The sequence below is a fragment of the Aquimarina sp. TRL1 genome (genome assembly GCF_013365535.1).
In the GTDB taxonomy this organism is placed as follows: Bacteria; Bacteroidota; Bacteroidia; order Flavobacteriales; family Flavobacteriaceae; genus Aquimarina; species Aquimarina hainanensis.
Window position 1 is genome coordinate 687,882 of record NZ_CP053590.1, and the last position, 14,110, is coordinate 701,991.

Annotated in this window: 11 protein-coding genes; 8 read left to right on the forward strand and 3 right to left on the reverse strand. The window is 36.7% G+C overall.

Annotated features, from left to right (window positions below; all coding sequences use genetic code 11):
- Positions 1-191 precede the first annotated feature (191 nt).
- The 7 genes from HN014_RS02590 (at position 192) to HN014_RS02620 (ending at position 9,779) form a co-directional block, all read left to right on the forward strand.
- Entirely contained in the window at positions 192-1,256 is a 1,065-nt protein-coding gene (locus tag HN014_RS02590; RefSeq protein ID WP_176027335.1) for a response regulator transcription factor, read from the forward strand.
- Between the two features lie 102 nt (positions 1,257-1,358).
- Complete coding sequence (locus HN014_RS02595; protein WP_176027336.1) at positions 1,359-2,522, forward strand: hypothetical protein; 1,164 nt, start codon at positions 1,359-1,361, stop codon at positions 2,520-2,522.
- Positions 2,523-2,609: 87 nt separating this feature from the next.
- Positions 2,610-3,086 carry a DUF1573 domain-containing protein gene (locus tag HN014_RS02600; RefSeq protein ID WP_368660067.1) on the forward strand — a complete coding sequence of 159 codons (477 nt, stop codon included), beginning with the start codon at positions 2,610-2,612 and terminating at the stop codon, positions 3,084-3,086.
- Between the two features lie 274 nt (positions 3,087-3,360).
- The gene (gene lysS / locus HN014_RS02605) at positions 3,361-5,049 is read left to right on the forward strand and encodes a lysine--tRNA ligase (RefSeq protein ID WP_176027337.1); all 1,689 of its coding nucleotides are present in this window, start codon (positions 3,361-3,363) and stop codon (positions 5,047-5,049) included.
- A 388-nt stretch (positions 5,050-5,437) separates the two neighbouring features.
- Complete coding sequence (locus HN014_RS02610) at positions 5,438-6,649, forward strand: GTP-binding protein (RefSeq protein WP_176027338.1); 1,212 nt, start codon at positions 5,438-5,440, stop codon at positions 6,647-6,649.
- Positions 6,650-6,706: 57 nt separating this feature from the next.
- On the forward strand, positions 6,707-8,914 hold the full coding sequence (locus HN014_RS02615) for a TonB-dependent receptor (RefSeq protein WP_176027339.1): 2,208 nt from the start codon (positions 6,707-6,709) through the stop codon (positions 8,912-8,914).
- 259 nt (positions 8,915-9,173) lie between these two features.
- On the forward strand, positions 9,174-9,779 hold the full coding sequence (locus HN014_RS02620) for an SPOR domain-containing protein (RefSeq protein WP_176027340.1): 606 nt from the start codon (positions 9,174-9,176) through the stop codon (positions 9,777-9,779).
- Between the two features lie 63 nt (positions 9,780-9,842).
- On the opposite strand, the gene HN014_RS02625 is transcribed toward HN014_RS02620, so the two are convergent.
- The 3 genes from HN014_RS02625 to yiaA all read right to left on the reverse strand — a co-directional run bounded on the left by HN014_RS02625 (position 9,843) and on the right by yiaA (position 12,388).
- Positions 9,843-10,415, reverse strand: a complete 573-nt coding sequence (locus HN014_RS02625) for a GDYXXLXY domain-containing protein (protein ID WP_176027341.1) — start codon at positions 10,413-10,415, stop codon at positions 9,843-9,845.
- 52 nt (positions 10,416-10,467) lie between these two features.
- The gene (locus tag HN014_RS02630) at positions 10,468-11,814 is read right to left on the reverse strand and encodes a DUF2157 domain-containing protein (RefSeq protein ID WP_176027342.1); all 1,347 of its coding nucleotides are present in this window, start codon (positions 11,812-11,814) and stop codon (positions 10,468-10,470) included.
- A gap of 100 nt (positions 11,815-11,914) precedes the next feature.
- Positions 11,915-12,388 carry an inner membrane protein YiaA gene (gene yiaA / locus HN014_RS02635; protein ID WP_176027343.1) on the reverse strand — a complete coding sequence of 158 codons (474 nt, stop codon included), beginning with the start codon at positions 12,386-12,388 and terminating at the stop codon, positions 11,915-11,917.
- 171 nt (positions 12,389-12,559) lie between these two features.
- Here yiaA and HN014_RS02640 point away from each other — a divergent pair, with 171 nt between their 5' ends.
- A complete protein-coding gene (locus HN014_RS02640; protein WP_176027344.1) occupies positions 12,560-14,056 on the forward strand; it encodes a hypothetical protein in 1,497 nt (498 codons plus the stop codon).
- The last annotated feature ends 54 nt before the right edge of the window (positions 14,057-14,110 follow it).

A 14,110-nucleotide genomic window follows, 5' to 3' on the forward strand; every position in this document is an offset into this window, starting at 1 on the left:
GATAAAATCAAAAGTGATCCCTACTAATAGGTAGCTTTTATCTCGAATATGTTACATATTAAGGATATAATTTTTACCTTCCCCAATCATTGCTAAATAATTGCTCATAAAATGATACGCTAAACTCCTCTGATAAGGATAACGAGTAAATTTTATCTGCCATTATTAAACAATACACTAAAAGCTGACAAATGAGATTACACCCCAGGTTACTGCTCCCTTTTTTTGTTTTATGCCATACGGTACTGATGGCGCAATATCAATTTTCGGGTCGTATTGATACGACCGAATGGTCTGGAGATGTATACCTGTCTCTGGTAGAAGATTACCGCAAGCTACACGGTATTTATCCGGAACAAATTATCAAAAAGGTGATCCCGGACAGTACTGGTTTTTTTACTTTTGAAGACAACAACCTTCCCGAAAACAATCACATTTATAAAATTCATGTAGGAAATTGCTCTCCTAATGAGCAACAATCGCACCTGAGAGGGGTATGTGCACATCAAAAAGAAATTGTATTTATCGCCAAAAATACAGACACACTTACCTTTCCTTTTTCTTTTGACCGGGAAATGTTTTGCAAAGTCGTCTCCAATAATTTTAAAAGCAGCACCTTTATTCAGGCAGATTCTCTATTAAATGAAATGCGTTATGCTTTTGGCAATTCCTCCAGTCCTGCGAATTATAAAATCAATGCCAAAAAATGGTTCAAAAAATTACAGCAATTCGGAATCGCCCAAAAAGAACCTCTTACAGAACTCTATCTCTATGCTTATTTATCTGATAAGTCCAATCGTCTCTACTCGTACTATCTCAAAGACCTAAAACAAAACGCTTATTACACCGAATTAAAAGAACGTTTACTACAACACTATCCACAAACAAACTACTCAGTACAATATGATACCGAGATCACCTCTGATTTCTATCGGGGAACTCCCCTGACAACGCCCGAAACTTTCAATCGATGGACCTGGATCCTGTTATCGGGATTACTACTATCTCTGGCAGGAAATGCATACTTATTGTATCAATTCCAACAGCGTAAGAAAACGTCGCTTCCCAATATCCAGCAACTGACAAAACAGGAACAAAAAATCCTGCAACTGATTCGCGAAGATAAGACCAATAAAGAAATTGCCGCCAGCTTGTTCTTAAGCCTCAGTACTATTAAAACACATATCAACAGTTTATACAAGAAGCTAAAAGTATCTTCCAGAGAAGAAGTTAAATCCCTGAAAATAAAAGAGTAACTATAATTCCAACCCGGGTCTAGTCCTCTTTTCAAACCGGATTTTATTGGGATTATGCATGGATGTTTTGATTTTTGATCTCACAATTCAAAACCAAGCTCTATGTGTAGAACTTTTCTATTTATTCTCTTTTTTACCGGTAGTCTATTGACCGCTTATGCGCAAGTAACTGTTCATATTGCCCCCAGTACCCGACTCCCTAAAGATTCTATTCGCACTCATAAACTGTTACATTCTTTTGAAGCTTTTCTCAGTCTAAAAGAAAAACCAAACAGAGAAAACAGTTATATATCTCCTTCGCATTTACTGGCTACTTCTGCCTTGCTTGATGAACTAAAGCACATCGAAAAAAGCCGTCGATTCGAACAGGATGCATTTTACCATTGTTATGTCAATAATATCATTCTTATAGATGCGACTACTTATTTATTGCAGTTTTCTTATGTCGGAACTCATAAAGAGACACCCGTATTACGGGCAGTCTTTAGTCTACTGGCAGAAGAACAACCAGATCGGTTTTATTTTTATTCTCCGCTGGTATCTAATACCACTTTATGGAAAATCAAAAAACACGAATCATATACCTATCACTACCAAAATGAAGCGGTACTCGAAGAAGCCATGGCATATACCGCACAAGCCAAAGCCTATGATCAGATTCTGAACAGTGATACGCAAACCCCTACAACGCTGTATTGTGCCAAAAATTTTAATGAGGTACTGCGATTAATGGGAGTCGATTATAAAGCAGACTATAATGGGTATCGCTATAACACAGTTACTGCTACCGAAAATGGGCATCATTTGGTTATCGACGGATACCTCGCTGCTACAGATCGGAGTTTTGACCCGCATGACCTATGGCACAGCCGGGCACGACGCGTATTCCCTGCTGATCGCATTCATAAAGCTGTGGATGAAGGATGTGCCTTCTTATTTGGTGGCAGTTGGGGATATAGTTGGGAAGAGATTCTACAGAAATTCAAAACTTTTATAGCAATCACTCCGAATCCTGACTGGCTTGCACTCTATAAAGAAGGAAGAGATTTCGGTGATGAAACGAAAAAACCCTTACGGGTAGATTATATGATCAATGCTTTGCTTGTCCAGAAAATAAAGAAGGAAGAAGGATTCCCCGCCGTAGTGCCATTACTCAATTGCGGAAAGAAAAAAGAAGCCTATTTCCCTGCATTAAAAAAAGCGACAGGAATCACCCAAAAAAATTTTAACACCCGTATTTCAGCGCTTATCGCGCCTATACAATAACCCCATATTAGAACAAATAACCGCAGTATCAGCGTCCTTATAAGACCAATGACTGCCCTAATTTTTTAATAACCTAAATAATTGAACATGATGAAAAAAGCTATTGTATTTATGAGCGGACTATTTGTATTGTCCTTATTTTCCTGTATTAACAATGCCAGTGCGACAGAAACTCCAGAAGCTCCTGCGCTAACTGCCAAAGAAGTGACAGTCAGTGCTCCTGTAATGAGTTTTTCTGAAACGAATTATGATTTTGGAACCATCACAGAAGGGGAAATTGTAGAACATACCTTTACATTTACCAATACTGGAAATGCTCCATTGGTCATCACGAACGCCAAAGGAAGTTGTGGATGTACCGTTTCTAAATGGTCCAGAGATCCTATTGCTCCGGGAGCTACAGGGAGTATGTTGGTGGCTTTTAATTCTAACGGAAAGCCCAATCTGCAAAACAAGCAGGTAACCATTACAGCCAATACCAAAAAGGGAAAAGAAATCCTGAAAATCAAAGCAATGGTCACTCCAAAAACGGCTACCTCTACCGGTACCCCTATTAGTAAATAACCCGCACGAGAAAGCTAAGGTTACTTATGAAACAAGGAGGCATTTGATGCCTCCTTGTTTTTTTGATAAAAATACGGTTTTGGTTCAGGTTTGAGCGAATAGCTACTGTACTGTTTTGTTGAAAAATTCAAGCAGAGAAGTCCCCAAAAATACCTTCCTAAAAAAGAAGGTGTTCTATATTAATTTAAATCCTCTGATTCCCTAAAAGTTTTTAGGCTGGCTTTTCTTTAAATTCTCTAAATAGTATACTTTTGTAGCTTAAAAATGATGCAATATGCAATTATCAGAACAAGAACTCGTAAGAAGAGAAAAACTAAATGCGCTTCGTAATCTAGGTATCAACCCTTATCCAGCGGCAATGTTCGCTGTTGATCATACTTCCAAATCTATAAAACAGGAGTTTAAGGAAGGTAAAAAGGTAGTCATCGCCGGTCGATTAATGTCCAGACGTATTCAGGGAAAAGCTTCTTTTGCAGAGCTACAAGATTCTGATGGTCGTATACAGGTGTATTTTAATCGAGATGAAATCTGTACTGATGAAGATAAAACACAGTATAATGAAGTTTATAAAAAACTGCTTGATATTGGAGATTTTATCGGAATTGAAGGGGAGCTGTTTCTTACACAAGTTGGAGAGCAGACCGTATTGGTTAAAAACTTCACCTTGCTCAGTAAGTCGCTAAAACCGCTTCCACTGCCTAAAACGGATAAAGATGGGAATACCTATGATGAATTTAATGATCCGGAATTAAGATATCGTCAGCGATATGCAGACCTGGCAGTAAATCCTCATATCAAAGAAATTTTTGTCAAAAGAACCAAGCTTTTTAATGCAATGCGTACCTTCTTTAATGAACGGGAATATTTTGAGGTAGAAACCCCTATCTTACAACCTATTCCGGGAGGGGCTGCAGCACGACCTTTTATTACCCATCACAACTCACTGGACATCCCGCTATATATGCGAATTGCAAATGAGTTGTACCTAAAGCGATTGATTGTCGGGGGATTTGACGGAGTATATGAGTTTTCTAAAAACTTTAGAAATGAAGGAATGGACCGAACTCATAACCCGGAGTTTACTGCCATGGAAATCTATGTAGCTTATAAAGACTACAACTGGATGATGGAGTTTACAGAGCAACTATTGGAGTACTGTGCAATTGCTGTAAACGGAACGACAGCAGCTACTTTTGGGGAACATAAGATTGATTTTAAAGCACCATATGCCCGAGTAACGATGGCAGATTCTATTAAGCACTTTACCGGTTTTGACATAAATGGAAAAACAGAAGAAGAGCTGAGAGAAGCAGCAAAAGAAATGGGTATCGAAGTAGATGATTCTATGGGGAAAGGAAAGCTGATCGATGAGATCTTTGGAGAAAAATGTGAAGGAAATTATATCCAGCCTACATTTATTACAGACTACCCAAAAGAAATGAGTCCATTGACGAAAGAACACCGGGATAACCCTGAGTTGACAGAGCGTTTTGAACTAATGGTTTGTGGAAAAGAAATCGCTAATGCCTATTCAGAGCTTAATGACCCTATCGATCAGAGAGAGCGTTTTGAGGCACAACTGAAATTAGCCGACAGAGGCGATGATGAAGCCATGTTTATTGATCACGACTTCTTACGCGCACTGGAATACGGAATGCCTCCTACTTCTGGATTGGGAATAGGAATGGATCGCCTGATTATGTTCTTAACCAATAATCAATCGATACAGGAAGTACTGTTCTTCCCACAGATGAAACCGGAGAAAAAGCAAATCGCCTTAACGGATGATGAGAAATTAGTCTTTAACTTTCTAAAAGATAACTCTCCTATTGACCTGAATGCACTAAAAGAACAATCTGGTCTTAGCAATAAAAAATGGGATAAAACCATTAAAGGGTTAACCAAAAACAACGTGGCTAAAGTACATAAAACTGCAGAAGGGTTATTTGTAGAAATGATCTAATCTAAAGTCCCTAACACTATATACTATAAAAAGGAACTACTCTCGGTAGTTCCTTTTTTTGTTTCGAATTACAACCCGCATATGATATAGATCCTCCTTTTTTGGTTGCAAAATTATCACAAACTTTACCTTACTTCAAACTGCCCAAAAGCCACTTATAACTATGCGAATATACCTCTATAGAAAACACCGTTCTAATACATCTTCTATTCAACAAAAGAAGCTTATCGGCTTCTGGCCACCCCTATACGTAATCAGAGTCATTTTCTTGACTATAAGGGTTATCACGCTATAGAATGTCTTTATGTTACTTTTGATAAAACAAATGCAACTAAGTTGCATTTATGGTTATATACTTCTACATTTGTGATTTTTAAACTAGAAATAGATGAATCATAAATTACCAGTGACCGTTTTAAGTGGCTTTCTCGGAGCGGGAAAAACTACCTTACTCAACCATATTCTACACAATAAAGAAGGGCTAAAAGTAGCAGTCATTGTGAATGATATGAGTGAAGTGAATGTAGATGCTGAATTAGTAAAAAACGAAAATATCTTATCGCGTACAGAAGAAAAATTAGTAGAAATGAGCAATGGTTGTATTTGCTGCACCCTCCGTGAAGATTTGATGGTCGAAGTGGAACGTTTGGCAAAAGAAAATCGATTTGACTATTTATTAATCGAAAGCACAGGTATTAGTGAACCTGTTCCTGTTGCCCAGACTTTTTCTTTTGTAGATGAAGAAAACGGAATTGACCTCTCTCGCTTCAGTTATATCGATACCATGGTTACAGTAGTAGACTCCTTTAATTTCTTCAATGATTTTGGCAGTCCAGAAAGATTAATGGATCGATCACTTACCAATATAGATGGAGATTATAGAACAATCGCCGACTTATTAGCTGACCAGGTTGAATTTGCCAATGTCATTATTTTAAATAAAACGGACTTAATAACTGCTGATCATCTCAATACTTTAAAAGACGCGATCCATTCATTAAACCCTTCTGCACATATCGTTGAATCTTCGTATAGCAAAGTAGCTCCTGAAACAATTCTCAATACAGGATTATTCGATTTTGAAGAAGCAGAACAGAGTGCCGGTTGGATTGAAGAGCTCGAAAAATCGAGCCATACTCCTGAGACTGAAGAATATGGAATATCTTCTTTTATTTTTAAATCAAAAAAGCCTTTTGACCCAATACGTTTTTTTAATTTTACACTAGAATTTCCGGAGACTATTATCCGAAGTAAAGGCTTATTCTGGCTAGCTTCCAGGCCTGAACAAGCTTTAGTTTGGGGACAGGCTGGCGGATCATTAAAAGCCGATAGTGCCGGAGTATGGTGGAGTAGTATGCCCGTTAAAAAACGAATCCAATATGTAGCATATATTGAAAATCAAGATATAATTGAAGAAAACTGGGACAAGACTTTTGGTGACAGAAAAAATGAAATTGTATTTATTGGACAAAACATGGATAGAAAACAAATTATATCTGATCTTAACGCATGTCTTTCTACCGATGAAGAATTAGCCTCCCTAAAATGGAAACTGGGCTATGAGGATCAATGGTCAGTTCAGAGAGCCGCCATATATTGAAATAAAACACTACAACAGCTACTATTACACCCCTTTAATTAATCAATAATCATTCGAATGAAGCACCTAATTACGGTTTTTTGCATGTTATGTATGCACCAAACCTTTGCTCAATCTTTAAAAGGAAAAGTCGTTTCTCGAGATAACATCCCGGTTACTGAAGCGCATATTTTTAATGTAAATGATAAACATCACACCCATACCAATGAAAAAGGTGCTTTTAAGTTAGCCCCTGTTACTATTGGAGATACGCTTGTTATTAGTCATGTAAACTACAAAAAGAAAACAATTGTGGTTAGTGATTTTAAGCCAACAACTATTATCCTGGAAGAAAACCTGGTGACGCTAGAAGAAATAACGATTCGTAAAGAACTAAATGCACTGAATGTAATTACTGCTATTGATATACAAGCCAATCCTGTAAATTCATCACAAGAGATTTTGCAGAAAGTTCCCGGATTATTTATAGGGCAACACGCAGGAGGAGGAAAGGCAGAACAAATTTTTCTTCGCGGTTTTGATATAGATCACGGTACTGATATTACCATTACAGCAGATGGATTACCGGTCAATATGGTGTCGCATGCTCATGGACAAGGGTATGCCGATCTACATTTTGTAATTCCGGAAACAGTTGATAAAATAGACTTTGGAAAAGGTGCTTATTATGCAGATAAAGGAAACTTCAATACAGCAGGGTATGTCAACTTTAAAACAAAAAACAGCTTAAATTCTTCTATTGTAAAACTAGATATAGGACAATTTAATACCCAACGTTTTTTAGGAATGTTTAATCTCCTAAACAACAACAAGCAAAGTGCATACATCGCCTCTGAATATATCCTTACGGATGGTTATTTTGATAGTTCGCAGAATTTTGATCGCTTAAACATTTTTGGAAAGTACACCAATTCTATAACCGATACAGAAAAAATCGGAATAACCATATCACATTTTACCAGTACATGGGACGCATCAGGACAAATTCCGCAACGCGCTGTCACCAGTGGTTTGATTTCGCGTTTTGGCGCTATTGATGATACCGAAGGAGGCTCGACAAGCCGAACAAATGTATTAGTCACCTATAATAAGACCCTTTCAGAAAATGCGTCGATACAGAACAAGGTGTATTATAACACCTATGATTTTGAACTGTTCTCGAACTTTACTTTTTTTCTGGATGATCCTGTCAACGGGGATCAAATCAAACAAAAAGAAACACGGAATATCTATGGGTTTCACAGTGACTACAAACAAGATTTCACTACAATTGACGGAAGTTTCTCGGCAGGGATTAGCCTTCGAAACGATCAAAGCTCTGACAATGAATTATCCCATACTTTAAACCGAAGAGAAACGCTGAATCAAATACAATTTGGGGCTATTAACGAAACCAATTTTGGCGCATATGTAAATGCTAATGTTACCTTTGACAAATTGACGATCAACCCTGCACTGCGTTTAGATTATTTCAATTTTAAATACAATGATGCCTTGCAGACAAGCTATAAAACTCAATCACAAACAGAAAGCATCATAAGTCCCAAATTAAATATCTTCTATAATTACAACGACAATTTGCAACTGTATGCTAAAACAGGAAAAGGGTTTCATTCTAATGATACTCGCGTTGTAGTGGCGCAAAACGGAACAGATATTCTACCCGCTTCTTACGGATTTGACACTGGTTTTATTTGGAAACCTATCCCCAAATTACTGATAAACACAGCATACTGGTACCTGTTTTTAGAACAAGAATTCGTATATGTTGGGGATGCGGGAATTGTAGAGCCTAGTGGCAAAACTAATCGACAAGGTATTGATTTTAGTTTGAGATATGAACCTGTAAATCAGCTTTTCTTTAACATAGATGCCAATTATACGTATGCCAGAGCTTCAGAAGAAATAGAAGGTCAAGATTTTATTCCTTTGGCTCCTGATTTCACGGTAACAAGTGGTCTAAATTATAAAAGTAAATCCGGATTTTATGGAGGGGCACAACTAAGGTTTATCGATGACAGACCTGCAAATGAAGACAACTCTATCGTAGCTGAAGGATATACAGTAACAGATCTCAATGCCGGATATGAGTATAAAAATATCACGGTGGGATTACAAATTCAAAACCTTTTTGATGTCGCCTGGAATGAAACGCAATTTGCTACGGAATCCCGTTTGCAAAATGAAGTTGATGCAACAGAGGAAATTCATTTCACCCCCGGAACTCCCTTTTTCCTAAAAGGAACTATCAGTGTGCGTTTTTAAGTTCGGACATTAAAACACTACACAACAACTGAAATAAAAGACCAAAGAGCAAGTGCAAAAAGTATCGTTAGGAAATAATCGGAATCTATAAAATCATTAGACTATCTTCCATAAAAAGGAACTACTAAAAAGCGGTTCCTTTTTGTTTTCATTAACAAAACGAACATTTTTTATGTACTCATTTTCAGATAAATACCAAATAAATTTTATCTTACTGCAATAAACTTCTATATTTGAAAACAACTAAGACATAAAAACCATGCCTTTTATAACCGACGAAGAACTACTTAACCTACAAGTACAAATAGATGAAGCCAAGGAAGAAAAACGAGCGACCAACTTCATTCACACCAAAGCTATACGGGACGAAAAAGACAAAACAAAAAAGTTTAAAATAGCCACTATCATTCTTGGAATTATCGCATTATTAGGTATTGCCGGAACTATTTATTTTTTAAATTTCAATACCCCGGAAAATGCAATCTCCAAGCTAAAACATGAAAATACAGTGGCAGATCTCAATGATAAGATTGCTGAATTAGAAGAAAATGTAAAAACCTTATCACTCAGCCCTAAAGAAAATGAAGAAGCCGCTTCTGAGACTGCCGGATCCTTAGAAGGAGCATTAGTGTATGCCGTACAGATTGGCGCCTTTGTAGATAAGGACCTATCATTATATTCTGAAGGATTTGCCAATTTTAGAGAAATCAGAAGTGGGGACTATAATAAGTATGCCTTAGGAAATTTCGAATCCCTGGAAGAAGCAAAGCAATTCAGAAGGGAATTGCTTAAACTCGGGTTCAGAGATGCATTTATTGCCTCTTATCAGGATAATCAGCGTGTAAAAATAGAAGAAGCTTATTAAAAAGCAACCGTACATATAACACTAAAAAAAGGCATAAGAAATCTTATGCCTTTTTTGATCTCCTTATTTTATACGGGAGGCTCTTTCCTGTAGCACATATTCTTTTATTGGAATATCTTTAATGTACACGTCCTTCAATACCGCAGTTTCTTCTCTCACATACACCAGTGCATATACCTCCTCTAATGGGCATAATCTATGCGTATCCCTATAGGCTATTTCTGCTTCTTTTGCCTTCCCCTCTTCCATATAGAACCGATTAAAAGGGATATCATATCGAATAAAATCTTCCGTCACATACGATACTGTTGCCCATATATAATCATGTGTTACCGGTTGATCTTCCTTACCAATCGCTGTTACCATAGCAAACCCTTCCGAATCTTGTTTTAAAGATAATCTGACTTTATCCCCTCTTTTATACTTGTGATTTTTTATAAAAAAAGTGTTTTCATCGAATCGCAATGTGATATAATTACCCCGAAAAGGATCCACCGGATCTATAGGGGCTGTTTTAAATTTATAAGCTGTTCCTGTAACCAATACTCTTTCCTGTTTCCAAATGATCCGTGCCGACATGGTCAGTTGCAACAGGGCGGTACTAACAAATCCAATAATTACATAACTAGTTTTCATTTTTTAATCTTTTTAATAAAAATACATACAATATGGAGGGATTTTCTCCTCCTTATTCACTTGATTGGTGATCTTCCTGTAACCTCTCTATTCTTTTCTTTTGCCTGATGTGCAGCAAATAATTCGTAATGAACAAAATAATTCCTATCGTGATAAACACAACACCCCTGAGGATAAATGTCATTTCTATATCAAAAAAGCGACATATAATTAAGCTACTAATAATCAACAATCCGTAATTTGCTATTCCCAATTTATACTGATCTATTCCTTTTTTTATAAAGTATCCTCCCAGTAGTAACAAATATCCGTTAATCAATATGATGGGGGTATTCCCCGTATACAATGTATATCCCAATGCTCCTATAAATAGAATGCAAGCAGGATGCAAAACGCTCATATTCGAGATTCCTTTTTTTACTAACTGAATTCCAGCAATAAGAATCCCTAATACACTATAGATACTTATGACAGTAAATTCTCGTGTATGTACTATTTCATTCCATTTTTTTCTGTCAGTGAGTATGTGAGTATCTAAAAACATCTCCCAACTCCCTTCAAAAGAGAAAAAAAACAGAAGAAACACTGTCCCTATTGACCCTATCGCTAACGATCCGTTTTTGAACCCCTGATTTTTTCTAAAAACATCCAGATTCCCTATAGCATACAATAAACCAAACATACTCATATACACAACAAAGCCAAGGACTTCTACATTGTAGGTGAAATTCCAGGCTGTTATCAACATACTGACAGAGAACAGCCACCCATATGCTATACGGATATGTTCCTGCAACTGATGCCGTAACGTTTTAATAAAAAATGGCAGTACACTTATCCATACCCCTAAATACGCCCAGGGAGCATGTACGATCCTCTCGGGACGATAGCTTCCAAAGGCTATTCCGTAATAGGTATTTAATCCGATGATGAGCAACATCACTGAATGCGAATTAAACACATATAGCAAAGGAAGTACCATCAGTATCCATCCCATTAAAAAAGAGGCTATTGACCCTTCTATATGATATACCTGACTTAGTATTGCTATATTGCTTCCTATAGCCAGGCTCAAAAAAATGGCAATAGATTCCTTCCAGGCTATTCCTTTTTTCTTTAGTAATATATACCCGCCTAATAGATATCCTATAAACATTGGAGCGAAAGAGAGTCCTATCTTTGTTATTTTTGAAAATTGATCCCAGTTATGTGCCAACATCAATATAATACCTGCTCCTATTAGCAATGATCCAAAAACAGCAAAAATAGTCAACACCCTATTAGCTTGCTGCATCTTTTTAGACGTATAATAATGTATGATTCTCTCTCCGATCTCGTCAGAAATTACATGCTCTCTGAGTAATTCACTGACCATTGTCTTATATGTAGTATTCATCATTCTATATCGTTTTGAAAAAAGACAGCCGCAGCCACACGGCCATCTTTTCTGATCATCAAAACAAGGAGGTAGTATAAAAACCACCCCCTTCTTCTAATAACTAGTACGCTTCTAAATTGTCTATGTATTTTCTATCTCTGGTATTCTTCTGTACTGCAATTCCGGAAAAGATACTAAGTGTAAATGCCATTCCATAGAATCCTTTTTCGCTCAGTTCCAGACTTGCATTCCACAACCCTATAATTAGTAATAAAATTGATATAATGGTTGCAAACCAACTGATTCCATAATACATGTCTGTTACCGGAACGCCCTCCAACCGATCCCTCACACTCTTCTGTACCGAAATCACCGAGAATAGCCCGAATAACAGTATCGTAAAATAGTATCCTTTCTCATTTAACATCATATCTGCATTCCACAACCCTATACAAAAGGCGGTTACTCCCGTTACTAAGGCAGCCCACGAAGCTCCTATAAATGCTCCTGTAGGTCGTTGTACATTTTTTTCTTTTTTATTCTCGTCTTTAACGATCTCTTCTGTTGTCGTATCATTACTAAACTTATATTCCATAATTAATTGTTTTTGATGATTCTTATTTGTTATTAATGATCGGTACAAAGATGTGGCTAGCCTATGAATAAATAAATTCCATATATTCAAAAAACTTATGATATATTAGTATACAAAAAATAAAATATTACTTATTTTATAGTATTTATATAATAAATAACTTACGATATAATGAATGTGATTTCGTCTATCATAGCAACCCTTTCTCCCGAAGAAAAGCGGAACTTCATCTCTCATCTAAAACAGAAGAACAAACGAAACGACACACGAAATCTGGCATTATTCAAGTTATTGGATACTACCGAGCGTCTCAAAAACCCAGATATTATTTTATACGGAAAACCTGCCAAAGGAGCTTATCACGCCCTCTGCAAAAGACTTCATGACCGATTAATTGATTTTATAGCTGCCAAGAGTTTTGACAAAGAAAGTTCTGAAGAAATGGAGACCTTGAAATTATTACTCGCCAGCAGGATATTTTTTGAACAAAAAAAATATAAAACCGGTCTTAAAACAATAAACAAGGGGCTTCTAAAAGCGCAGCAACACGATCAATACAGTATTCTCAATGAAATGTATTACACCCTGATACAACACGCACATCATCTACCGGATGTTTTATTATCAGACATTATAAACGATTATACAAAAAATCAACAGTTATTACAGCAGGAAGAACGTCTGAATATCTTCTATGCTACGGTACAGAACATTCTTCAAACCCGGGAGAAAGATGCTACTCAGGCAATTATCGACAGTTTGGCACAATTTGGGTTTTCTGCTGATGCACTGAGTTACAGATCCCTATATAAAATCATGGAAATCTCCAACATCGCTGCTAATGCAACCATGCAGCACCATGTGATGCTTCCATTTATAGAAAAAGTATACCAGCAAATTTCTCCTCAAAAAGAAACCCGGTTAAAACACTTATTTTACCACATACAAATCCTATATTATGTCGCTAATTCCTATTTCAGAAACAGAAATTTCACAGGCTCCTTCACCTATCTGGATAGCATGCATGAAAAGATGCTGCTACAACAAAAAAAGTTTTACAAAAGATTTTATCCGCAATATATATTGCTACGAGGGCTAACCCTCAATTATACTGACAAGCCTCTAGATGCTATCCAAACACTGGAGTGTATTGACGAACGGAAATATAAAGATCAGTTGGTCTATCTTCTCGATATTAAACTGACATTGGTGGTGTGTTATTTTCAGCAATATGAACTCAAAAAAGCGCTGCGTATTTTTCAGGAGTTTTATCACAGTGATCATTGGTATATTGAAAAAACAGGAATTCTTTGGGTCTTAAAAAAGAGCTTGATCGAAATTTTACTACATATCGAATTAGCTAATATTGAGCTGGTCTCTTCCAGACTTACCAGTTTTAAGAAAAAATACCTCCCATATTTAAAAAAACATCAGGAGCACCATATTTTAGAATTTGTAAAACTGATCACTTTTATCCACATGCATCCCGAAAAAATTCCTTCAGAAGCTTTTAGCACTATGGTAAACGCTTCATTCTCCTTAGAAGATACCGGGCAGATAGATATTTTTGTCATGAGTTTTTATGCCTGGTTACGATCTAAGATCGACCACCGTTCTATATACGAAACAACCTTGCAACTAATAGCAACCCGAAAAAATACGATATAAAAAAATCACCGCTGAGGCAAAGGCAACAGCGGTGATTTTTATTTTTTGAGTAGA